The organism is Streptomyces sp. NPDC048734, from assembly GCF_043198675.1.
In the GTDB taxonomy this organism is placed as follows: domain Bacteria; phylum Actinomycetota; class Actinomycetes; order Streptomycetales; family Streptomycetaceae; genus Streptomyces.
Genome location: NZ_JBICUZ010000012.1, coordinates 54,809 through 76,951, shown reverse-complemented (window position 1 = coordinate 76,951; position 22,143 = coordinate 54,809). Strand labels below are relative to the sequence as shown.

The window sequence follows — 22,143 nt, the reverse complement described above, 5'->3', positions numbered from 1 at the left end:
CCGGTGCCCCTTCGTCCACCGGGACCCCCACTGCCGACCGAGGGAACTGATGGCGACCCAGACCGAACCTGTTGCTCCCGTGCCCGCGGTGGCGCGCCGCGGCCGGGGCCGAGTGATCGTCAGCTGGCTGACCACGACCGATCACAAGAAGATCGGCCACCTCTACCTGATCACGTCGTTCGCGTTCTTCCTGGTCGGCGGAGCGCTGGCCCTGGCGATCAGGGCGGAACTGGCCAGGCCGGGGCTGCAGCTGCTGTCGAACGAGCAGTACAACCAGGCGTTCACCATGCACGGCACGGTGATGCTGCTGCTGTTCGCCACACCGACGTTCGCCGGGTTCGCGAACGCCATCATGCCGTTGCAGATCGGTGCCCCGGACGTCGCCTTCCCGCGGCTCAACATGTTCGCGTACTGGCTGTTCCTCTTCGGCGGCCTGATCGCGATGAGCAGCCTGATGGTTCCCGAGGGCGCCGCCGACTTCGGCTGGACCGCCTACACGCCCCTCAGCGGTGGTGAGCGCACCCCCCAGGTGGGCGGTGACCTGTGGATCATGGGGCTCACCCTGGGCGGGTTCGGCACGATCCTCGGCGCGGTCAACTTCATCACCACGATCCTCTGCATGCGCGCACCGGGCATGACCATGTTCCGCATGCCGATCTTCACCTGGAACGTGCTGCTCACCTCCGTACTGGTCCTGCTCGCCTTCCCCGTCCTGGCCGCGGCCCTGCTCGCCCTGGAGGCGGACCGCAAGTTCGGCAGCCACATCTTCGACGCGGCCAACGGCGGCGCGCTGCTGTGGCAGCACCTGTTCTGGTTCTTCGGCCACCCCGAGGTGTACATCCTGGCCCTGCCGTTCTTCGGGGTGGTCACCGAGATCCTCCCGGTGTTCTCCCGCAAGCCGATCTTCGGCTACATGGGTCTGGTCGGCGCCACCATCGCCATCACCGGCCTGTCCGTGGCCGTCTGGGCGCACCACATGTTCGCCACGCAGGCCGTCCTGCTGCCGTTCTTCTCCTTCATGAGCTTCCTGATCGCCGTGCCGACCGGGGTGAAGTTCTTCAACTGGATCGGCACCATGTGGAAGGGCTCGATCTCCTTCGAACCACCGATGCTGTGGGCGGCCGGCTTCCTGGTCACCTTCCTCTTCGGCGGGCTGACCGGCGTCCTGCTCGCCTCCCCGCCGATGGACTTCCACGTCACCGACAGCTACTTCGTGGTCGCCCACTTCCACTACGTCCTGTTCGGCACGATCGTCTTCGCGATGTTCGCCGGCTTCAGCTTCTGGTGGCCGAAGATGACCGGCAAGATGCTGGACCCCCGACTGGAGAAGGTCCATTTCTGGACCCTGTTCATCGGCTTCCACCTGACGTTCCTGGTCCAGCACTGGCTCGGCGCCGAGGGCATGCCCCGGCGGTACGCCGACTACCTCGCCGCGGACGGTTTCACCGCCCTCAACACCCTCTCCTCCGTCGGCGCCTTCCTGCTCGGCCTGTCCACGCTCCCGTTCCTCTACAACGTCTGGTGGACCACCCAGAAGGGGCAGAAGGTCGAGGTCGACGATCCCTGGGGCTACGGCCGCTCGCTGGAGTGGGCCACCTCCTGCCCGCCGCCGCGCCACAACTTCGTCACCCTGCCGCGCATCCGCTCCGAATCCCCCGCCTTCGACCTGCACCACCCCGAACTCGCGCACATGGAGCAAGAGGTCAACGCCGGTCAGCGGGACGCCGTCGACGCCGAGGGCCACAAGGGCGAACCGCGGTGACACGCGGGCGGCACCCCGCACCCGACGGGCGGGACAGCGCCCTGGCCGCCGAAGCCGAGGGTTACCTCCTCGCCCGCGCCCACCACGACCAGGCGCACCGCGACGCCGAAGACCTCTGCGCCCGGCTGCCCTGGCTGACCACGGGCCAGGCCGACGACCTGACCCGCCACTACGTCCGCCAGCGCACCGACCTCACCCGCCGGATGCTCCAGGACACGGTCCGCCGGGCCGCCGAGCTGCGGCAGGAGTACGAGGCCCGCTACGCCGTCCTGCGCCGCGACCTGCTCAAGCGCCACGCCGCGTTCGCGTCGGCGGTCCTCGGCTGCGCCGCCGCGGTGAGTACGGCGGTGGTCCTGCTCGCCCGCTAGGTCTCTCGCGTGGAGCGCGCCCCGGCCCGGTCCCGACGGGAGGCCGCGGGCGTGCTGTTCGCGGGGACGGAACCGGGCGGGCGGGGCGCCGCGCGCAGGCGGACGTCAGTCGTGGTGCCGGCGGAGAACGGCGGCCACGCCCGCACCGGCGCCGCTCGCGTGCCGGCGCCTCGGCCGGTCGTGCCGGGGCAGGCGGATCTCGACGTGGCCGTCGAGGATCCGGGTGTCGAAGGCGGGCTGGGGCGCGGTGGCCGGGCCGCGTACGTTCCACCCGTCGGAGAGCCGGAAGACGCTGCCGTGCCACGGGCACCGCACGCACCCGTCGGACACGGTGCCCTCGGACAGCGGACCCGCCAGATGGCTGCACCGTTCTGCCAGCGCGTGGACGGCCCCGCCGGACTGGCGCACCACCAGGACCGGCACGTCGTCCACCACACGACGTACGGGCTGCTCGACCGGGAACTCGTCCACGGCGCCGATCCGGTGCCAGCCCTCGCGCACGACGTGCGGGACCTCTTCCGCGTGGTTGGCGCCGGACGCCTGCCGGTAGGCCATGTGCCCGCCCAGCACGCCTCCGAGCCCGACCGCCGTCAGGCCGAGGAAGCCGTAGGCCCGGCCGGCGGCCGGGCGGCCCCGGAGGCGACAGGTCAGGGAGGTCGCGTAGAGACCGACGGCGGCGAGATTCGCCACCGCGTGCACGAGTCCCACGCGGGTCTGCTCCCGGTGCAGCTCCGCCCAGTCCACCGCACCCGCCAGCGCCGCGGGCGCGGCGGCGGCCAGGCCGACGCCCACGAGCAGGCCCGCCTCGCGGGAGCGGCCGGGAAGGGTGTCGAGGACGGCCGCCGACAGCCAGCTCCCGACCGGCACCTGCACCATCACCGGATGGACCGGGTGCCCCAGCCAACGGCCGTGCAGCACATCCCGTCCCCGTCCGAGCGGCAGGGCGCGTACTCCGTTGCCGAGGGCGTCGATCAGGGGATCGGCTCGCGGACTGCGCTCCAGACGGTCCAGGAGCCTCAGCAGCCTGCTCTGCTGCGGTCTGCTCTGCTTGGGACGGCGGCGTCGTGGCGTTGTGTTCATGCGCAGCCGGGTCCCCGAAGCGCGGGCGTCGCAAACGGCGGACGGAAGGCGGCGGCCGCGCTCCCGGACGGGCCGCCGGCACCCACGACCCACGGGGCCGCCGACAGGTGCACACCGGTGAGGAAGGCCGGGGCCTCGACGCCCTCGGGCACCCTGCTGCGCGCGGCCTTGACCAGCTGGGACACCTGGTTCGACAGCAGCCGAAAGGGCCGCTGCCGCGACAGAAGAAGATCCCTTCGAGGGCAAGGAAATCTGTCATGACGGCGGTAGACATTGCCCGATGCGGGGACTAACGTTGGGCTCGTACTCAGGAAGTCGAAGCAAGCGGCAGGACGAGCTGCCGTGCAGTAACCGCACATGTCGACACCGCGCAACCGAATGAGGTGAGGAGCAGACGCCATCAGGATCGCCCGGGTGAGGACGGAGTACCGCCCGGGTACCGCAGGCCCCAGATCGGAAGGTGGTCCACGGTCACGCATTCGCGATCCCCGCAGTCCCGCCCACGCGGCGGGCAGGCGGAACAGAGAAACCGGTGCAGGTCAGCCGGTCGATGGTGTTGAAACCTCGGGGCCCTGGACGCAGACAAGCGTCCAGGGCCCCCCGACGCGTCCTTGGAAAGAAGAGGTCTATGCCCCCTGCTGATCCCCGTACCCTCGACCCGCTCGACGACGACGACTACCCCGCCTACACCATCGGCCGGGCCGCCGACATGCTCGGCACCACTCCCGCCTTCCTCCGCGCCCTGGGCGACAACCGCCTGATCGCGCCCCTGCGCTCCAGCGGCGGGCACCGTCGCTACTCCCGGTACCAGCTGCGCATCGCGGCCCGCGCGCGGGAACTCGTCGACGCCGGCACCCCCATCGAGGCCGCCTGCCGGATCATCATCCTCGAGGACCAGCTCGAAGAGGCCAGGCGCATCAACGAGGAGCTTCGCGAACAGGCCGACCGGCGCAGGGCATCGGCCTGACCTGCGACAACGGCCCCCGGCCCGCGGTGCGGACGAGGGGCCGGACCGCCTCTCGTCAGCGGCCCCTGCGCACCCGGGCCGCCGCACGGGCCTCCGCCGTCCTGCGGGCCTCGGCAGTCCTGCGGGACTCCTTGGCTGCGCCGGCCGGACGGGTGCCCAGCCCGCGGAAGGGGGCGTTGCCGCCGCTGCCCTTCGTCCCGGCGGGTGGACGCTTCGCCCCGGTGATCGCGGTCAGCGCGGCCTCACCGGAGCGGACCTGCGTGACCGTCGGCCTGATCCCGGCCTCGGACATCATCCGGTTCACCTCACGCCGCTCGTTGGGCGTGACCAGCGTGACCACCCTGCCGGACTCCCCGGCCCGCGCCGTACGCCCGCCCCGGTGCAGATAGTCCTTGGCGTCGGCCGGCGGGTCCACGTTGACGACGAGGTCGAGCGCGTCGATGTGGATGCCGCGCGCGGCGACGTTGGTGGCGACCAGCACGGTGACCTCACCCTTTTTGAACTGGGCCAGCGTGTGGCTGCGTTGGGGCTGCGACTTCCCGCTGTGCAGGGCGGACGCCCGCACCCCGCCGGCCCGCAGGTGCCGGGTGAACTGGTCCACGGCTGCCTTGGTGTCCAGGAACATCAGCACCCGGCCGTCCCGCGCGGCGATCTCGGTCGCGGTCGCGTACTTGTCGGCGGCGTGGATGTTCAGGACATGGTGCTCCATCGTGGCGACGGAGCCGGCCGAACGGTCGACCGACGCGAGGACCGGCTCGTGCAGATGGTCCCGTACCAGCTGGTCGACGCCCCGGTCGAGCGTGGCCGAGAACAGCAGCCGCTGCCCGTCGGCGGGAATCTGCTCCAGGATGTCCGAGACCTGGGGCAGGAAACCCAGGTCGCACATCTGGTCCGCCTCGTCCAGCACCGTGACCCGCACGTGGTTCAGGAAACAGTCCCGGCGCGACAGCAGATCGGTCAGCCGCCCCGGCGTGGCGACGACGACGTCGGCGCCGGCCCGCAGCAGTGCCGTCTGCCGGTTGATCGACAGGCCTCCGACCACCGTCGCCAGCCGCACGTCCAGCACCCGCGCGTACGGCTCCAGCGCCTCGCCCACCTGCTGGGCGAGCTCTCGGGTCGGCACCAGGACCAGCCCCCGGGGCCGCTTCGGCTCCGCCCGTCGGCCTGCCGTACGGACGAGGAGGGCGAGGCCGAAGGCCAGCGTCTTGCCGGAGCCGGTCCGTGCCCGGCCGAGGACGTCGCGGCCGGCCAGCGCGTCGGGCAGGGTCGCCGCCTGGATCGGGAAGGGCTCCGTCACCCCGAGGCCGGTCATCGTCGTCAGCAGCTCCGGCGGGAGGCCGAGCGCGTCGAAGGACGCGGCCGGCGGCAGGCCGGGGGAGATGGTCGGGGACGTCGGGAGTTCACCCTGCGGCGCTGTCGCCGGCCGGTGCTTGCCGGTGTGCGGGAGTCCAGGGGCCGGCGGCTTCGCGTTCATGGGGAACCTTCCTCGGTGTGACGCCCGCAACGCGCCGGGGTCCGTACCCGTTGGTACGGACCCCGGCGACATCGAAAGCGTTCGCCCATTTTACCAGCGCCCGCCCGCACGCCCACGGACCGGTCGGCCGGTACCGGACACCTGAACTCCGCGGGCACCTGAACTCCGCGGGCACCGACGGGCCCCGCACCGCGCACGAGACCGGTCCCCTCCCTGTGGTGATCGCTGATCAGGAGGCGATCGGGTCAGGCACAATTGACGGACGAGAGGGCATCGGAGGGGGCTGCTGTGGTGTACGGATCGGACTTCGGCGCCGGATCGCGCAACGGACCGGCCGGAGCGTACGGCGTGACGCGGCCCGCACCGCCGTCGCGCCGGGCGCGCACCCGGGACGCGGCGGTGCTGGTCGCGGGGTGGGTCGCCCTGCTGTGGGTGCTGGAGGTCGTCGACGCCGTCAGCGGCCACGCCCTCGACTCCTACGGCATCTCGCCACGGGAGTTCGGCGAGTTGCGCGACGTCGTGCCCGCCGCCTTCCTGCACTTCGGCTTCGACCATCTCGCCGCCAACAGCCTGCCGTTGCTGGTGATGGGCTTCCTCGCCGCCCTGTCCGGCATCCGCCGCCTCCTCGCCGTCACCGCGCTGATCACCCTGGTGAGCGGCCTGGGCGTCTGGCTCACGGCACCGGCGTACTCCACCACCGCGGGCGCCTCCGGCGTGGTCTTCGGCCTCTTCGGCTACCTGGTCGTCCGCGGCTTCGTCGACCGCCGCGTCGGGGACGTGCTGGTGGGCCTCCTCGTCGGTGCCGTCTACGGTTCGATCCTCTGGGGCGTGCTGCCGACGGCGACCGGGGTCAGCTGGCAGGGACACCTCTTCGGCCTGATCGGCGGCGTCGTCGCGGCGGTGGCGTTGCGGCGGACTCCCGGCCGCCGGGGATGAGCCGTCACCCGGCCTCGCCCTGAGACCGGGCACGGGTCGCCCGCCGGGATTTTGGGCGGTGCCGGGACGGTAGGAGCGGCGTTTCGGGGTACTGGGCCGCCATGACACCGGAGAACGATCACGCTGAATCCGTGCGTGCCGCTCGGCAGTTGCGGCGCGTCCGCCCCGTCTACGCCGGTGGAGCCGCCCTGTGGGCCGCCTCGGCCGCCTGGGCGGGATGGGAGGACCCGGGGAGCCGGCAGATGTGGGTGTCGGTGTTCTTCCTGGTGGTCTTCACCGGCCTGTTGTCCATGACGTCCCTGTGGCTGGGACGCCGGCGGCCGGCCGATGCCGGCGGGGTGGTGCACCACGCCGCACCGCGGAGGATGGCCGCACGCCGGCAGGCGAGCGCCTGAACAGGGCGGTTCGAGTTTCGCGCGGCGGGCCGTCCCGTCCTGCTGCTCCGGGCGGCAGGTCGCTCCGCCGCGTCGGCGAGCCGCGCCGCCGCCGCGACTGCCGGCCCCGCCGACTCCCGCCGCGAGGGGGGTCGGCGGGGTCGTCCGCCTTCCGGACCCCGGCGGGGCCCCCTTGTCAGGAGCGGGGACGGGCCCCCGGCCCCGGTCGGGCGGTGACCTCACCGGGGGTGAGGGCCGAGTGGTCGGCGGAGCACTCGACGACGACGCGGACCGGAGCGTCGCAGCCGGTGTGGCGGACGTCCAGCACGGGGCCCTCGGCACCCAGGGCGTAGGTCTCGCCCCACTGGCCGAGCGCCATGAGGACGGGCCACAGGTCCCAGCCCTTGCGGGTCAGGCGGTACTCGTTGCGGGAGCGGTTGCCCGGCTCCCGGTAGGGCACGGTCCTCAGGACGCCGGCCGAGATCAGTTTCCGGAGGCGGTCGCTGAGAACGGCCTCCGACAGGCCGATGTGACGGTGGAAGTCGTCGAAGCGGCGGACCCCGTTGACGGCGTCACGCAGGATCAGCAACGTCCATTTCTCTCCCACCACGTCGAGCGTGCGCTGGACGGGGCAGTTCTCCGTGCTCGCCTCAAGCCACTCCATTCCGTCATGGTAGAGGGCTGACTTCTTCATTGACAGTCAGGTGGGCCGAGGGCTAGCTTCATTTGCAAAAGTCAGACGGGAAGGCCTCGGCTCGTGGGACGAACGCGTACGTATCAGTGGGACGACCCCGCGATCCTGGCGGAAGCGGCCGGACGCATGGCCGGCATCGACTTCCTGCGCGAACTGCTGGCGGGGCGGCTCCCGGGTCCGCCCGTCAGCCGCACCGTGGACTTCACCCTGGACGAGGTGGAGCCCGGCAGGGCGGTGTTCTCCCTGACCCCGGGGGAGGAGCACTACAACCCGATCGGCAGCGTGCACGGCGGCGTCTTCGCCACCCTGCTCGACTCGGCGGCCGGCTGCGCCGTGCAGTCCACCCTTCCGCAGGGCATGGCCTACACCTCGCTCGACCTCACCGTGAAGTTCCTGAGGCGGATCACCGTGGACACCGGAACGGTCCGTGCCATCGGCACGGTTGTCAGTCAGGGCCGCCAAACCGCCCTGGCGCAAGCGCAGTTGGTCGACGGAGCAGATCGTCTGCTCGCCCACGCCACCAGCAGCTGCATGCTCTTCCCGGTACCTGCGGCGTCGTAGGCGTTGGCGGTGCCCGGATTCCCCACGGGACTCCGGGCGGTCGCCGGCCGCCCTCGTCGGCCACGAGCCCGGACGGGCGGCGTTGGAGTGGACGGTGCGGTGTCGCATCCGCGAACGGGGAACCCCTGGAACACAGACGGATGCGGCACCGGCCGCGCCGAGACGTGGGAGAGGTGGTCTTGTGTCCGCAGCCCGGGACGCGACGGACGTGCTGGTGGTCGGAGCCGGACTCGCCGGGCTCGCCTGCGCCGCGGACCTGCTGGCGGCCGGCGTCGCCGTACGGGTCGTGGAGGCCGGCGACGAGGTCGGCGGGAGGATGCGCTCCGACCGGGTGGAGGACTTCGTCGTCGACCGCGGGTTCCAGGTCTTCAACACCTCCTACCCCCAGGTCCGGCGCAGGCTGGTTCTGAAGGACCTGAGGCTGCGGCCCTTCACCCCCGGCGTCCTGATCCACAGCCCCTCCGGCCGGCTCCGCTTCAGCGACCCCACCCGCCGCCCGCGCACGCTGCCCGACCTGCTGCCGGGCCGCCTCGCCGGACCGCGCGACCTGGCCGCCCTCGGCCTGTTGTCCGCCCGCGACATGCTGGCTCCGCCCCGCCGGCTCAAACGGCTCGCGGACACCACCACCCGCACGGCGCTCGCGGACGCGGGGATCTCCGACGCGTTCGTCGAGAGGTTCTTCCGCCCGTTCCTGTCGGGGGTCTTCCTGGAGGACGACCTGGAAACCTCGGCCCGGGTGTTCCACCTCGTGTGGCGGAGCATGCTGCGCGGCACCCTGTGTCTGCCCACCGAGGGCATCGGAGCCGTGCCGCGAGCCCTGGCGGCCGCCCTGCCGCGCGGCACGGTCCACCTGGAGACCCCCGTGGAACGGCTCACGGACGACGGCGCGCTGACGGCGGACGGTCGCGAGGTCGCCGCACGGGCCGTCGTGGTCGCCACCGGCCCCGGACCCGTCAACGACCTGCTCCCCGAGGTCGGCCTCCCCGACTACCGGGTGGTGACGACGTACTACCACGTCGCCCCGCGGTCCCCGCTCGGCGAGCCGACGCTCCTCGTGGACACCCGGCGCCGCTTCCTCGACACCTGTGTCCTCAGCGAGGTCGTGCCCGCCTACGCCCCGCCCGGCCACGCGCTCGTCGCCACCTCGGTCCTGGGCCGGGACCGGGAGGGCGGGGAGCGTGCCGTACGGGCGGCGCTCGGCGAGGCGTACGGCACCGGCACGGACGGCTGGGACCTGCTGACCGTCCGGACGATCGAGGACGCGCTGCCCGCGATGCCCCCGCCCCGGCCGCTGACCCGCACCACGCGTGTGACGCCGGGCCGTTACGTGTGCGGCGACCACCGCGCCACCGGGTCCGTGCAGGGGGCCCTGGCGTCCGGGGCGCGGGCCGCCCGCGAGGTGCTGCGGGATCTGCGGCGGTAGCCGCACACCCCTGCCGCGGTTCTGCGGCGGTCGCCGGACGCCCGGCTGCCGGGTCCGTGGCGTCGGCCGGATGTCCGGCTGTCGGGTCCACGGAGCCGGCCCGCCCCGCCGCAGGATCCGCGGTGGCGGGGCGGCACCCGTCAGGGCGGGCCGTCGCCGCGCTCCCGTTCCCGGCGCAGCACCTCTTCCGGGTCCGCCGGCCGGTCCAGGACCCGCACGGGCTGCGCCATCCGCGGATTGCGCTCCGGGCGGGCCCGGCGCCGGTGCGGGAACGCCCAGTGCCCGGCGGTGTACGGACAGGACCGGTCGCCCACGCGATCGCCCGGCCGGTAGGCGCACGTGCCGCACAGATCGCTCATCCGGTGCACGTAGGAGCCGCCCGACGTGTACGGATCCGTCGTCATGCGCCCGGTCATGCGCCCGCCGTCGGCGTACTGCGGCACGCCGACGACGTTGGGGACCCGGTCGCCGAGTCCCGCCGCACGGTGGCGCATCGCGGACAGCACCGGGTGCGCCTCGGCCCGGTGGAAGCGCCGGCGGCGGAACACCGAGCGGGCCTCGATCATCACCACCGGCGCGTCGGGAGCGCCGGTCAGGAAATGCGGCCCGAGCTGGTCACCGAACAGCCGGTGGGGGACCGTCATGACAGCTCCTCCTCGCCTCCGCGTCCGTCCCCCGGCGGGGCCGCCCGCCCGGGCACGCCGCCCGCTTTCCGCCGCGCGGCCACCTCGCGGAGGCAACCACGAAGACGCTGCAACCGCTCGCCCCCCGTCCTCGGAAGTGGTGGCGAAAGCGGACGGGACGGAGCATCGGCTCCGTCGTGAGCGGCGGCGCTGCCGGACGGGGCAGCGACCCGCCGGAGCCGGCGCCCGTCGTCCGTCCACGCGTGCTGGGACAAGGAGGTGGCCGGTGGAGGCGAACGGTGCTCGTGTCCTCGTGCCCGGCGCCACCGGCGCCATCGGTGCCGCCCTCGCCGAGCGGTTGCACGGACTCGGCGCACGGGTCGCCGTGGCGGGCCGTGACCCGGCCTCCCTGGCACGGGTCTCCGCCGCCTGCGGCGGTGCGCCGGCCCGTCGCTTCGACGCCTACGACCTGGACGGCTGCGCCCGCACGATCCCCTGGGCGGTCGACGTGCTCGGCGGTCTGGACACGGTGGTGGTGTGCGTCGGGGCCGCCGGGTTCGGTCCGGCCGAGACGGTCGGCGACGCGGTCGCCGAGCACCTGCTGACGGTCAACGCCCTCGCTCCCGTCGCCTTCCTCCGCGCGGCGCTCACCGTCGTACCGCCGGACGGCACCCTCGCCGCGGTGACCGGTGTCGTCGTGGACGCCGCACCGGCCGGCATGGCCGACTACACCGCCTCCAAGGCGGCGCTGGCGGCCTGGCTGACGTCGGTCCGCCGTGAGCGCCGGCGCACCGGTACGGCGGTCCTGGACATCCGGTTGCCGCACGTGGAGTCCGGATTCGCGGAACGCGCCGTGGTCGGCCGCCCGCCGGCCCTGCCCCCGGGGCGTACGGTCGACGAGGCGGTGGACATGATCGTCGACGCCCTGACGGCGTCCCGCGCGCCGTCCACCCGGTGACGGCGGCGTACCGGGACGCGGCCCGGGACATTCCTCCTCCAACCGCCCCGGGCCACGTGGGCCTGCGGCCGGTGAGGCTCGGCCGCGTCGGCCCGCAATCCGCAACCCGCATCCCGTGCTCTGCGCAGTCCGCGCCGGGAACGGCTGTCCGCCTCGCCGGTGCAACCGTCCCGGGGTCTTCGGCCGAATGATCCACAGGTCGGGCCGGACGCCGGGCGGCGTCGCCGCGCCCACGGGACCGTCTCCTGCCGGAAGGAACGCGTGATGAGCGATCGCGGCGAACGGTACACCGGCGGCGTCGAGTCGCTGACCCCACTCGCCCCTCGCCGCCTGCGCCGTGTGCTGTTCCGACAGTTCTGGCGCGACCTGGTGTTCCTGCACTGGGAGGTCGCCCCCTTCGACGTCGCCCGCCTCCTGCCGTCCGGGACGGTCCCGGACCTGTACCGCGGCCGCGCCTACGCGGGCCTGGTGTTCTTCCGCATGGAGGACCTCGCTTTCGGCAACGGCCCGCCGTTGCCGTACCTGGGCACGTTCAACGAGGTCAACGTGCGCCTGTACAGCCGTGACGCGCTCGGCCGGCGCGGTGTCGTCTTCCGCTCGCTCGACTGCGACCGGTTGCTGCCGGTCCTCGCCGCGCGGGCGGCCTTCGGACTGCCCTACCGGTGGGCACGCGTGTCCCGGCAGTGGCACGGGCGGCGTCTGGTGTACCGCACCAGGGGCCGGGTGCACGAGCGCCCGGGCGGCCTGGTCCGGGTCCGGGTGTCGGACGACGCGGTGAGGCCCCGGCCGCTGGACGAGTTCCTGACCCACCGCTGGGGGCTGCACGAACGCGGGCCGACAAGGACGTACTACCTGCCCAACGTCCATCCGGCGTGGACCTTCCGGCGCTGCGACCTCCTCGACCGGGACGCGTCCCTCCTCGCCGCGGCGGGGGTCGCTCCGTTGCGCGCGGAACCCGACAGCGTCCTGTACGCGCCCGGTGTTCCGGTGCGGTTCGGCACGCCCGTGCCGCTGCCGACGCCGGGCCGCGCGAGGTGAGGGGGCCCGGCCGCCTCAGCGCGCGGGAACCGGCTCGCCCATGACGGCCAGGAGCCGGGCGGCCGCGTGGTCCGGGCCGCCCTCACCGGCCTGCCGTGTCCACCGCCCCATGCGGTCGCGGACGGTCGTGGTCAGGAGGTGCAGCACCGCCGGAACGTCGCGGGGCGACAGGGCGTTCGGGTCCCGTACGACCCCGACGCCGGCGCGTTCCGCGTCGCGCGCGACGGCGAACTGATCGCTGGAGAACGGAAGGACCAGCGCGGGGACCCCGAACCGCAGGCATTCGGTGAACGAGTTGTTGCCCCCGTGGTGGACCATCGCGTCCACGTGGGCGAGCAGGGACTGCTGCGGGACGGACGGCGCCACGACGACGCGGTCGCCGGCCAGGTCCGCGAGGGCGGCCGTCCGCCGGCCCGCCGCCACGACGACCGCTGTGCTGTCGGTGCCGTCCACCACCCCGGACACGACGGCCCGCAGAACGTCGTCGCGGGCGCTCAGGAAGGTGCCGAGCGCGACGAGGACGACCTGGTCGGCCCGTTCGCGCAGCCGCCGCAGCCGCCGGGACCAGTCGTCGTCCAACGGCTCGGTGGCGCCGACCATGTGTCCCGCGTACACGTGGTCCGGGCCCGCCGGCGGCACGGGCAGCCAGGGCAGTTCCGGATAGGAGTACAGGACCGCGTCGGGCGACGTCAGCGCGAAGGCGCGGCCCGGGGCGGGGACGTCGGGCGCCTCGGTCCGGGCGAACGTCTCGAACAGCGCCGTGAACGCGTTGTCGTTCTCGCGGGCCGCGGCCGTCAGGCCGGCCAGTCGCCGCGGGTCGGGCCGCAGGGCGGCGGGCCAGTCGTAGGGCACGCCGAAGTAGCTGTCGGGACCCCCGAGGACGTAGGTCGGGTGCCCCGGGCAGAACGTCGCGTACCGCACCCCCAGACAGTGCAGGCCGAGTGTCACCGCGTAACCGAGCTGGTCCACCACGTACCAGTCGGGGCGCGACCGCTCGTCGAGGACACGCAGCTGCGCGAGCACGTTCTCCGGGTCGGCCAGCATGTCGGCCCGGCGGTGGCGGGCCTGCGTCATCAGGGCGGGAACCGCGCCGTGCCGGGTGGCCTCGAGGAACTCGTCCAGCCGGGCCGCCTCCGCGGCCTCCTGCTCCGTGCACCGCGACCGCCTGGTGGACCGGGCCGACACCGTGATCGGCATCCCCGGCCGCCCCGGCACCGGTGACCTGCTCCGGCACTTCCCCGTCCTCGGCGACCGGTACGGCCCCGCGGGACCGCCCGCACCGCCCGAGGGGATCGCCCCGTACGTGCCGGCGGCCGACGAGGCGTCACTGCGGCGGCGGATGCTGGACGACCTGTTCGCCGACGGCGGCCGGCCCGACGCGCTCGCGCCGGCCGACCGGGGCCTCCCGCTGCTGCTGTGCGTGGGACGGCTCCACCCCGTCAAACAGCAGGACCTGCTCGTGCGCACCTGGCTCACGACGGAGTTGTGGCGCACGACCGCGCTGGTCCTCGTCGGAGGAGGCACGGACCGCCCCACCCCGGCCGAACAGCGGATGCACGACACGCTAGGCGCCCTGCCGGCCGGGCAGGCGGCGGCGACACGGCGCCTCGCGATGCTCCCCGCGATGCCGAACAACGAGGTGAGACGCCTGGAGCGGGCCCTGGCCGACAGCCGCAACGGCGTGCCGACCTGGTACGTGTGCCGAGCGCCAAGGAGGAGTTCGGGATCGCCGTACTGGAGGCGATGGAGGCGGGGCTGCCGGCCGCGGGCCCGCTCCGCGGGGGAGTGGCCCACTATCTGCGCGACGGCGTCAACGGCATCCTGCTCGACACCTCGTCCGCCTCCGGCCTGGCACGCGGCCTGCACCGGCTGGCGTCCCTGCCCGAGGACCGGCGCACCCACCTGGCGCGCGCCGCCCGGGAGACGGTGACGACCCGCTACTCGGTGGCGGACATGGCGCAGGCCCTGGCCGCCGAGTACCGGGCGGCGCCGCGCGGCTCCGCCGACGAGTGACGGTCGTCGCCGCGTGACGGCGGCCACGGGGCGAGTGCGCCGCGCCCGACGAGGGCCCCGCGTCGGGGGACTTGGGGCGGTGGGGGAGTGCGCTGGGCTCGGATGCCGAGGGGTGCGGACGAGACGGCCCGCCCGGTGGTACGGGGCGGGCCGTCGGGGCGGCGGGGCCGGCTCACAAAGTGATGACGCGCACCAGGAAGAACGCGGCGACGAGCAGGCAGCCGGCCGTGATCAGGAACAGCCAGATGCGCGGGTGCTCCCAGATGCCGCCGTCCGGTCGTTCGCAGTGCGCCTCGGCGGTCGATCCCTCCACGGGAGGGGTCTCGCCGGGAGGAGGCAGTGACTCGCTCATGGTCACACCTCGTGGAGCGAACCGGAGGGGGCCCCACCGGCGCGGGCCGCCTCCCGGTCCTCGTAGTTCGCCAGGGCGAGACCCAGACCGAAGAACGTGGGAGCCCACTCGCCGACGAAGATGCCCCAGCGGTCGGCACGCTCCAGGCTCTCGTTCCTGCTGGAGGTGAGCCAGGACACGAGGGACAGGCCGATCGAGGCGGTGGCCGCCAGGTAGGCGTGCTCGCTCGTGACGCCGGCCTCGTGCAGCTTCTTGACGATCATGAGTTCTCCTCGGGCGGTGGGAAGGGTCGCGTCTCGTCCGGCTGTAACAAAAGCCGCATAACGGGATGTAGTTCACGATCAGTTCTATCCGAGGACGGCACTCGGATGCGTCCGCCCACCGAGCCTTCGGGGCGTGCGGAACCCCCGGACGGCAAGAGGGCCGGGCGCGGCCCGTCCGTCGCCGCCATACCGCCGAACGGGTGAATCCGGCCGGGGTGCATCCGTCCCCGGAACTCCTGGCGAAGTGGTCCGTGCAGGGGACAAGGGCTCTCGTGCCGCACCCCGAGCCGGAACGAGAGCCCGCCTCCGTCCCACCCCTGTCCCGGGCGTCCTCACCCCTGAAGCCCCTCCCCGCCCGCGTTTGCCGGATGCCCTGGCGGGGACCCGGACGCCGGCAGCCGTACGGCGACCGCCCGCCGTCCGGGTTCTCGGGCCCGGCCTCCCGGGCGGTCCGCGACCGGAACGGCGAGCGCGCACGGACGACACGGGTGACGGAACCGACCTGCGGACGCAGCAGGCCAGGAACGGACGCGAACCATGGGCACAGCAGCCGGCAGCCGCTTCACCGGACGCCTGGAGGGACTTCTCCGGGGCGCGCAGCGCGACTACTCGGCCGGCCACGAGCGGCCGCTGGGCGGTTATCTCGCGGCCATGACGGGATTCGGGGCGTACACGGCGGCCTGGACGACGGCGGTACGGCTGCGGCGGCGCCCCCTGCCCGACCGGCCGGAGCCCTGGGACGTGATCCTGACCGCGGTGGCCACCTTCCGGCTCAGCCGGCTGCTGAGCAAAGCGTCGGTGACCAGTCCGCTCAGGGCTCCCTTCACGCGGTACGTCGGTCCGCAGGGCCCGGCCGAACTGCACGAGGAAGCGCGCGCCGACGACGGCAAGGGCGCCGTCGGCGAGCTGGTGACCTGCCCGTTCTGCACGAGTGTCTGGGTGGTCTCGACCCTGACCGCGGGCCGGCTGCTCTGGCCGCGTGGCACGCGGACGGCCATGGGCGCGCTCACCGCGCTGGCCGGGGCGGACGCGCTGCAACTGGCCTACGGCGCCTTGACGGACAAGGCCACCGGCGGCGAGTAGCCCGCCGCCGCGCCTTTCGGCACCTCCGCTTCCGGCCGCACCGGCGGACCGGCCGCGACTGAGCGGAACGACATGATCGACCAGGTGCGCGTGCTCAGGCGCGAAGGACCGTCCGCGTGCGGCACCGCGCGGCCCGGCGAGCCGGCCAGGACCGGCCCGGGCACCACGGGGAGTCACGGCGGCACGTCCTCCGCCTCGCGGATCGCGGCACGAGCGCACCGGTGAGGACTAAGCGGCCCACGTGCTGGGAACTCGGCGGGGGCAGTGATCGCCGCGGCTCTCCGACCGGGCGGGCGATCGTCCGGCGGGAAAAGGGAGAACCGTGGCCGTTCGCATAGGGGTAGAGGAAGAATTCCATGTCCTGGACATCGAGAGCGGGCTGCTCGTGCCGCGCGCCGGTGAGGTCCTCGGCCGACTGCGCCGCAGACCCGATTTCACCGCGGAGCTGCAGCAGTCGGCCGTCGAATGGAACAGCGGGGTGCACTCCTCCCTGGACTCCCTGCACGCCGACATCGTCAAGGCGCGGCTGCGGCTCGACGCGGCAGCCTCCCCCCTCGGACTGGCCGTCGCGGCGGCCGGGACCGTGCCGCTCGCGCGGGTGACGTCCGGCGACACGACCGCCGACCCCCGCTACCGGCACATGGCCGACGAGTACCGGCAGGTCGCCGACGAGCACCTGGTCTGCAGCGCACAGGTCCACGTCGACGTGCCCGACCGCGACACGGCCGTACGGATCATGTGCGCGGTCTCGCCCTGGCTGGCCCCGCTGCTCGCCCTGTCCGCCAGCTCGCCCTTCTGGCTGGGGGCGGACACCGGATACGCCAGCTGGCGCACGATGCTGTGGCAGCGGTGGCCCACCGCAGGACCGGCCGGCTGCTTCACCCGGGCCGAGGACTACGACGCCGCCGTCTCGGACCTCGTCCGCTCCGGGGTGATCAGCGATCCGGGGATGGTGTACTACGACGTACGGCCGTCCGACCACCAGCGGACGCTGGAGCTGCGCATCTGCGACGCCTGCCCGCGTGCCGAGACGGTCGTCCTCGTGGCCGGGCTGTTCCGCGCCCTGGTCGAGGACGCGCGCGCCCGGCTGGAGCGGCCCGGCGCCCAGGACTGCGACGGACGGCACGAAGGGCTGCGGGCCGCGAACTGGCGGGCGGCCCGGACCGCTCTGGAGGGTCCCCTGGTCGACCCCGCCACCGGCCTCGCCGCGCCCGCGCCCGCCGTCCTGCGCGACATGCTCCGGCGACTGCGCCCGGCCCTGGAGGCCGCCGGCGACTGGGACACCGTGCGCGTCCTCATGGAGGAAGCCCTGGCCCGCGGAAGCGCCGCGCACCGGCTGCGCGGGATCGTCGAGGAGGAAGGCCTCCCCGCCGGCGTCGAGACCCTGGTCGAGGAGACCCGCGGCGGGCGCAGGCAGCGGCCCGCACCGGCGGCCGCGCGCCGGCCCGTCGCGACGACCGGTGCCGCTCGGGCGGCGGGCTCGGCGCCGGGCCGGCAGGCGCCGCTGAGCGGCTGACACCCACGGCCGCGCCGACGGGACAAGCAGTGCCTGCCGCCGGAACAGGCAGCGCCGACGGAACAAGCAGAGGAGAGCAGCTCACCATGCCCAGCAGCAGTACCACCCCGCACCGAACCGGCTCGTCCACGTGCTCGTGCTCGCCCGGGGATCCGCCGGCGACCACGCCGTGCCGGGCCGACGGCGCCTCGCGAGGGGGTGGGATCTGATGTGCGGCCTCAGCGGAGAGGTCCGCTTCGACGGCGGACGACCCGACCTGGCGGCGGTCGAGCGCATGACCGACCGGCTCGCCGCCAGGGGACCGGACGGCAGGGGGCTGTGGTCGCAGGGCGCCGTCGCGCTGGGCCACCGCCGGTTGAAGATCATCGATCTGTCGGAGTGCGGGGCCCAGCCGATGACCGACCCCGCGGCGCGGATCGCCGGTGTCTTCAACGGTTGCATCTACAACTACCGGGAACTGCGTGACGAACTGCGCGGGCTCGGCCACCGCTTCTTCTCCGGCTCCGACACCGAGGTGGTGCTCAAGGCGTACCAGCAGTGGGGAACCGCCTGCGTCGACCGCCTGTACGGCATGTTCGCCTTCGCCATCGTCGAACAGGCCACCGGCCGGGTCGTCCTCGTACGGGACCGGCTGGGCATCAAGCCGCTCTACCTCACCGAGACCCCGGGGCGGCTGCGCTTCGCGTCCTCGCTGCCGGCGCTCCTCGCCGGGGGCGGCGTCGACACCTCGCTCGACCCCGTCGCGCTGCACCAGTACATGAGCTGGCACGCCACGGTGGCCGCGCCCCGCACCGTCCTCGCGGGCGTGCGCAAGCTGCCCCCGGCCACCGTGCGCGTCGTGGAGCCCGACGGCCGCCACCGCGACATCCGCTACTGGCAGCCGTCGTACACCCGCCGGGAGGAGTACGCGCACCTGGGTCCGGACGACTGGCGGGACGCGGTGCTCGACGCGCTGCGCACCGCGGTGCGGCGCCGGATGGTCGCCGACGTGCCCGTGGGCGTCCTCCTGTCGGGCGGCCTCGACTCCAGCCTGATCGTGGCGCTGCTGGCCGACGAAGGACAGCGCGACCTCGCGACGTTCAGCGTGGGCTTCGAGTCGGAGGGCGGCGAGGAGGGCGACGAGTTCCCGTACTCGGACCTGGTCGCCCGGCACTTCGGGACGGACCACCACCAGCTGATGGTGCCCTCGGACCGCGTGTCGACCGCCCTGGACGCGGCGATCGAGGCGATGAGCGAGCCGATGACCAGCCACGACGTGGTCGCCTTCCACCTGCTGTCGGAGCAGGTGGCGAAGGAGGTGAAGGTCGTCCAGAGCGGTCAGGGCGCGGACGAGGTCTTCGCCGGCTACCACTGGTACCCGGACCTCGCCGCGGTCCCGAGGCAGCGTGAACCCGAGAGGTACGCCGACACGTACTTCGACCGGTCGCACGCCGACCTCGCCGACGTCCTCCAGCCGCATCTGCTGCCCGATCACGACGTGTCCCACCGCTTCGTGACCGAGCACATGGCGGAGCCGGGCGCCGAGACCGCCCTCGACGCGGCGCTGCGGCTCGACACCCACGTGATGCTGGTCGACGACCCGGTCAAGCGGGTCGACAACATGACCATGGACTGGGGGCTGGAGGCCAGGGTCCCCTTCCTCGACCACGAACTGGTGGAACTCGCCGCCGCCTGCCCGCCGGAGCTGAAACTCGCCGACGGCGGCAAGGGGGTCCTCAAGGCCGCCGGCCGCGAGGTCCTGCCCCCGAAGGTCGTCGACCGGCCCAAGGGCTACTTCCCGGTCCCGGCCGTCAAGCACATGGCGGGCCCCGTCCTGGAGCGGGTCCGCGAGGCGCTGGCCGCCCCCGCGGCCAGGTCGCGGGGCGTCTTCCAGGACGCGTACCTGAACAGGCTTCTGTCGGCTCCCGACGATCACCGGACCAGGCGTGGGGCGAACGCCCTGTGGCAGGTGGCTCTGCTGGAGACATGGCTGCAGACGCACGGAATCGCATGACCGGGGCGCCGGGGCCGCATCCCCCGCCCCCGACGACGGGAGCCCGGCCGCACCCGCACGGCAGCCCGCCCCTGGGCACCTCCGCCGGCACGGCTCCCGCCGGGGGGATGCCGCGGCGGTCCCGCAACGGTGGCCCGGCGCCCCGGGCGGGCACCGCGAAGGCCGGTGGTCACCCCGACCCGGCCGGGGCCGGCCCGGTACCCGCCTCCACCGGTCCGGTACAGGCCTCCACGAGTCCGGTGCCCGTGCCCCTGCCCGACACCGCCGGGGCGCGGGACACCCCGCAACGGCTGACGTCCCACGGCTGCTGGTACCCCTCGGTCGACCCGAGCGGCAGGTCCGTCGCGTTCATCTGCGACCGGGGCGGCGTGCCGCAACTGTGGACGGGACCGGTCGACGGACACGAGGTGCACCTGCTCGACTCCGACCCCCACCCGGTCAAGGAGGTGGCCTGGTCGCCGGACGGCCGTTGGATCGCCTACACCACGGCCCCCGGAGGCGGCGAACACACCCGCGTGCTGTGCGTACGCCCCGACGGGACCGGGCGGCGCGTCCTCGCCGGTGCCGAACCGGGCAGCTCGGCGCACCTCGGCTGCTGGCAGCACGACGGCTCGGCGCTGGCCGTCACCGTCGCCGAGCCGGTCGCCGCGCGCGGCGCGGGCGACCCGGAGGAGGGGCCCGCCCGCGAGGGCCTCGCCGATCCCGGCACGTACACCGCCCCGCGGGCCGCCGGCTGGGCCTCCCGGGACGGCCGGGCCGTCCTGCTGGGCAGCCCGCACCACGCGGAGGCCGGACCAGCCGCCCACCCAGGGGAAAGGGACGAGGGCGACGGCGCCCGGGGGCCGCTGCGGCAGGACGTGCCCTCCGGGCCGCCGCGCCACGAGATTCCCCCGGCCGGCTCCTCCCTCGGCCTGGACGCCGGCTCCTCCCGCGCCCCGGACGCCGTACCCGCCGCGTCGGTGCGTACGGACGCCGCACTCGAGGGCGTCGCGGCGGGCCATGGCGCGGGCGCCCCCGATCCGCACGGCGCGGGCGGTCCGGACGGAGCGGTCGGCGGGGGACTGGCCGCCTACCTCGTCGACCCCGAGGGGGTGGCGGCCCCCGCCCTGCTGGCGGTCGAGCGCGCCGCCGCCACGCTGCGCGTCTGCGACATCAGCCGGGACGGACGGCTGGCACTGGTGCGGCGCGGCCCCCGCGGCCGGCGCGAAGCCCTCGTGGTCCGCACCGCCGACCTGCGGACCACCTACGCGCTGCCGGTCGCCGACGGTGATCCGTGGGTCGGCCGTTTCTCGCCGGACGGCAGGACGCTGTGGCTGCGCAGCGACGCGGCACGCGAGTTCGCCGCGCTGTTCGCCGTCCGCCTCTCTCCCGAGGGGGAGAGGCGGGCACTGGCCGTCGCCGCCGAGCGCGCGGACTGCGGACTGGAACTGCTGGCCTTCGGCCGTGACGGGTACACCGCGGCCCTGGCCTGGAACGTGCGCGGCGCGAGTGAGCTGGAGATCCTCGCCCTCGCACCGGCCGCGGACGCCGGGGTCCCCGCGGACGCCGGGGTCCCAGGGGACGCCACGGACGTCGGGGTCGCCCTGGTGGGCCCGCCGCGGGCGGTGCCGCTGCCGCACGAAGTGGTGACACGCATCGCGTCGGCCGAGGACCGGGCGGGACCGGTGCTGGCACTGTCCGGATCACAGCGCCGGCCCGGCGTGTGGTGGCTCCCCGACGGGGCAGCGCTGCGCACCCCGTGGTCGTCCCGGGACGAGGACGCCGTCCCGCCCGGTCGTCCCCCCGTACGTCCCGTACCGGTGCGGCTGACGGCACGCGACGGACTGCCGCTGGGCGGCTGGTACTACCGCGCGCCGGGCCGGGGGCCGGGAGAGCCGGCGCCCTGCGTGATCCATCTCCACGGCGGACCGGAGGAGCAGGAGAGGCCGGTGTTCAACCCGCTGTACCACGAGCTGCTGGGCAGGGGCCTGGACGTCTTCGCACCCGACGTACGCGGCTCCTCGGGCCACGGCCGGTCGTTCGTCGACGCCGACCTCGGCACCGGGCGCTTCGCCGCGATCCAGGACGTGGCCGACTGCGCCGCCCACGCCGTGGTGGCCCGTCTCGCCGACCCCCGGCGGCTGGCCGTGATGGGCCGCTCGTACGGCGGCTACCTGGTGATGGCCTCCCTCGTCCGGCACCCGGACCTCTTCCGCACCGGCGTCGCGGCCTGCGGGATGTCCGACTTCGCGACCTTCTACGCCGGTACCGAGCCGTGGATCGCGGAATCGGCGGCGCACAAGTACGGCCACCCGGAACACGACCGCGAACTGCTCCGCGCGCTGTCCCCGATGACCGGAATCGACGCGCTGCGGGTCCCGGTCCTCGCCGTGCACGGCGAACACGACACCAACGTGCCGCCCGGCGAGTCCGAACAGTTCGTGCGCGCGGCCCGCGAACGCGGCGTGGCGGCCGAACTGCTGACACTGCGCAACGAGGGCCACGACTTCCTGCGTGCGGACAGCCGGCGGATCTACCGCCGGGCCGCGGCCGACTGGATCGAGCGCCACCTCGCGGGGTGACCCCGCCGGCAGGCGTCCCGGGGCGCGGGGCGTGTCGGCCGTGCGCCGCCGGCTCGCCTCCGCACCGGGAGGGGCCGTGCCGGTCCCGACCGTGCCGGGGACGT

The 22,143-nt window shown here is 74.1% G+C and carries 21 protein-coding genes and 1 pseudogene; 14 read left to right on the top strand and 8 right to left on the bottom strand.

What is annotated here, in order from left to right:
- Window positions 1-49 precede the first annotated feature (49 nt).
- Both ctaD and ACGFQC_RS27540 read left to right on the top strand, forming a co-directional pair.
- Window positions 50-1,762, top strand: coding sequence for a cytochrome c oxidase subunit I (ctaD, locus tag ACGFQC_RS27545; RefSeq protein ID WP_363089564.1), 1,713 nt, complete (start codon window positions 50-52; stop codon window positions 1,760-1,762).
- Window positions 1,759-2,130 (top strand): hypothetical protein, encoded by a 372-nt coding sequence (locus ACGFQC_RS27540; RefSeq protein ID WP_363089563.1) that lies wholly within the window; start codon window positions 1,759-1,761, stop codon window positions 2,128-2,130. The genes ctaD and ACGFQC_RS27540 overlap by 4 nt, the downstream gene beginning before the upstream one ends.
- Before the next feature lie 105 nt (window positions 2,131-2,235).
- Here the strand turns inward: ACGFQC_RS27540 and ACGFQC_RS27535 are convergent, their stop codons facing one another.
- Window positions 2,236-3,210, bottom strand: a complete 975-nt coding sequence (locus ACGFQC_RS27535; RefSeq protein WP_363089562.1) for a Rieske (2Fe-2S) protein — start codon at window positions 3,208-3,210, stop codon at window positions 2,236-2,238.
- 628 nt (window positions 3,211-3,838) lie between these two features.
- Between ACGFQC_RS27535 and ACGFQC_RS27530 the strand changes: the two genes are divergently transcribed.
- Window positions 3,839-4,177, top strand: coding sequence for a MerR family transcriptional regulator (locus ACGFQC_RS27530; RefSeq protein ID WP_363089561.1), 339 nt, complete (start codon window positions 3,839-3,841; stop codon window positions 4,175-4,177).
- 55 nt (window positions 4,178-4,232) lie between these two features.
- Here ACGFQC_RS27530 and ACGFQC_RS27525 read toward each other — a convergent pair whose 3' ends face one another.
- On the bottom strand, window positions 4,233-5,651 hold the full coding sequence (locus tag ACGFQC_RS27525) for a DEAD/DEAH box helicase (protein ID WP_363089560.1): 1,419 nt from the start codon (window positions 5,649-5,651) through the stop codon (window positions 4,233-4,235).
- A gap of 348 nt (window positions 5,652-5,999) precedes the next feature.
- Between ACGFQC_RS27525 and ACGFQC_RS27520 the strand changes: the two genes are divergently transcribed.
- Window positions 6,000-6,587: a rhomboid family intramembrane serine protease gene (locus ACGFQC_RS27520; RefSeq protein ID WP_363089559.1), complete on the top strand. Its 588-nt coding sequence runs from the start codon at window positions 6,000-6,002 to the stop codon at window positions 6,585-6,587.
- A gap of 131 nt (window positions 6,588-6,718) precedes the next feature.
- Window positions 6,719-6,982, top strand: coding sequence for a hypothetical protein (locus ACGFQC_RS27515; protein WP_363089558.1), 264 nt, complete (start codon window positions 6,719-6,721; stop codon window positions 6,980-6,982).
- 175 nt (window positions 6,983-7,157) lie between these two features.
- Here the strand turns inward: ACGFQC_RS27515 and ACGFQC_RS27510 are convergent, their stop codons facing one another.
- Window positions 7,158-7,625, bottom strand: a complete 468-nt coding sequence (locus ACGFQC_RS27510; protein ID WP_363089557.1) for a helix-turn-helix domain-containing protein — start codon at window positions 7,623-7,625, stop codon at window positions 7,158-7,160.
- Between the two features lie 93 nt (window positions 7,626-7,718).
- Here ACGFQC_RS27510 and ACGFQC_RS27505 point away from each other — a divergent pair, with 93 nt between their 5' ends.
- Both ACGFQC_RS27505 and ACGFQC_RS27500 read left to right on the top strand, forming a co-directional pair.
- Window positions 7,719-8,216, top strand: a complete 498-nt coding sequence (locus tag ACGFQC_RS27505) for a PaaI family thioesterase (RefSeq protein ID WP_363089556.1) — start codon at window positions 7,719-7,721, stop codon at window positions 8,214-8,216.
- A 181-nt stretch (window positions 8,217-8,397) separates the two neighbouring features.
- Window positions 8,398-9,639, top strand: coding sequence for an NAD(P)/FAD-dependent oxidoreductase (locus ACGFQC_RS27500; RefSeq protein WP_363089555.1), 1,242 nt, complete (start codon window positions 8,398-8,400; stop codon window positions 9,637-9,639).
- 140 nt (window positions 9,640-9,779) lie between these two features.
- On the opposite strand, the pseudogene ACGFQC_RS27495 reads toward ACGFQC_RS27500, so the two are convergent.
- A pseudogene (locus ACGFQC_RS27495) lies at window positions 9,780-10,100 on the bottom strand (cryptochrome/photolyase family protein); the annotation flags it as partial.
- A 448-nt stretch (window positions 10,101-10,548) separates the two neighbouring features.
- Between ACGFQC_RS27495 and ACGFQC_RS27490 the strand changes: the two are divergent.
- The gene (locus tag ACGFQC_RS27490; RefSeq protein ID WP_363089554.1) at window positions 10,549-11,220 is read left to right on the top strand and encodes an SDR family oxidoreductase; all 672 of its coding nucleotides are present in this window, start codon (window positions 10,549-10,551) and stop codon (window positions 11,218-11,220) included.
- Between the two features lie 264 nt (window positions 11,221-11,484).
- The gene (locus tag ACGFQC_RS27485; RefSeq protein WP_363089553.1) at window positions 11,485-12,258 is read left to right on the top strand and encodes a DUF2071 domain-containing protein; all 774 of its coding nucleotides are present in this window, start codon (window positions 11,485-11,487) and stop codon (window positions 12,256-12,258) included.
- 15 nt (window positions 12,259-12,273) lie between these two features.
- Here ACGFQC_RS27485 and ACGFQC_RS27480 read toward each other — a convergent pair whose 3' ends face one another.
- Together ACGFQC_RS27480 and ACGFQC_RS27475 are read right to left on the bottom strand one after the other, a co-directional pair.
- Window positions 12,274-13,455 (bottom strand): glycosyltransferase, encoded by a 1,182-nt coding sequence (locus ACGFQC_RS27480; RefSeq protein WP_363089552.1) that lies wholly within the window; start codon window positions 13,453-13,455, stop codon window positions 12,274-12,276.
- Between the two features lie 127 nt (window positions 13,456-13,582).
- Complete coding sequence (locus tag ACGFQC_RS27475) at window positions 13,583-13,816, bottom strand: hypothetical protein (protein ID WP_363089718.1); 234 nt, start codon at window positions 13,814-13,816, stop codon at window positions 13,583-13,585.
- Here ACGFQC_RS27475 and ACGFQC_RS27470 point away from each other — a divergent pair.
- Window positions 13,744-14,271 carry a glycosyltransferase gene (locus ACGFQC_RS27470; protein WP_363089551.1) on the top strand — a complete coding sequence of 176 codons (528 nt, stop codon included), beginning with the start codon at window positions 13,744-13,746 and terminating at the stop codon, window positions 14,269-14,271. The two genes, ACGFQC_RS27475 and ACGFQC_RS27470, sit on opposite strands and share 73 nt — an antisense overlap.
- 172 nt (window positions 14,272-14,443) lie before the next feature.
- Here ACGFQC_RS27470 and ACGFQC_RS27465 read toward each other — a convergent pair whose 3' ends face one another.
- Together ACGFQC_RS27465 and ACGFQC_RS27460 are read right to left on the bottom strand one after the other, a co-directional pair.
- Window positions 14,444-14,623, bottom strand: a complete 180-nt coding sequence (locus ACGFQC_RS27465) for a DUF6480 family protein (protein WP_363089550.1) — start codon at window positions 14,621-14,623, stop codon at window positions 14,444-14,446.
- 2 nt (window positions 14,624-14,625) lie between these two features.
- Window positions 14,626-14,886 carry a hypothetical protein gene (locus ACGFQC_RS27460; RefSeq protein WP_363089549.1) on the bottom strand — a complete coding sequence of 87 codons (261 nt, stop codon included), beginning with the start codon at window positions 14,884-14,886 and terminating at the stop codon, window positions 14,626-14,628.
- 537 nt (window positions 14,887-15,423) lie between these two features.
- Between ACGFQC_RS27460 and ACGFQC_RS27455 the strand changes: the two genes are divergently transcribed.
- The 4 genes from ACGFQC_RS27455 (at window position 15,424) to ACGFQC_RS27440 (ending at window position 22,039) form a co-directional block, all read left to right on the top strand.
- A complete protein-coding gene (locus ACGFQC_RS27455) occupies window positions 15,424-15,969 on the top strand; it encodes a DUF1360 domain-containing protein (protein WP_363089548.1) in 546 nt (181 codons plus the stop codon).
- A 322-nt stretch (window positions 15,970-16,291) separates the two neighbouring features.
- Window positions 16,292-17,485 carry a glutamate--cysteine ligase gene (locus tag ACGFQC_RS27450; protein WP_363089547.1) on the top strand — a complete coding sequence of 398 codons (1,194 nt, stop codon included), beginning with the start codon at window positions 16,292-16,294 and terminating at the stop codon, window positions 17,483-17,485.
- Window positions 17,486-17,693: 208 nt separating this feature from the next.
- Window positions 17,694-19,478 carry an N-acetylglutaminylglutamine amidotransferase gene (locus ACGFQC_RS27445; protein WP_363089546.1) on the top strand — a complete coding sequence of 595 codons (1,785 nt, stop codon included), beginning with the start codon at window positions 17,694-17,696 and terminating at the stop codon, window positions 19,476-19,478.
- 107 nt (window positions 19,479-19,585) lie between these two features.
- A complete protein-coding gene (locus ACGFQC_RS27440) occupies window positions 19,586-22,039 on the top strand; it encodes a S9 family peptidase (RefSeq protein WP_393288855.1) in 2,454 nt (817 codons plus the stop codon).
- Window positions 22,040-22,143 lie beyond the last annotated feature (104 nt).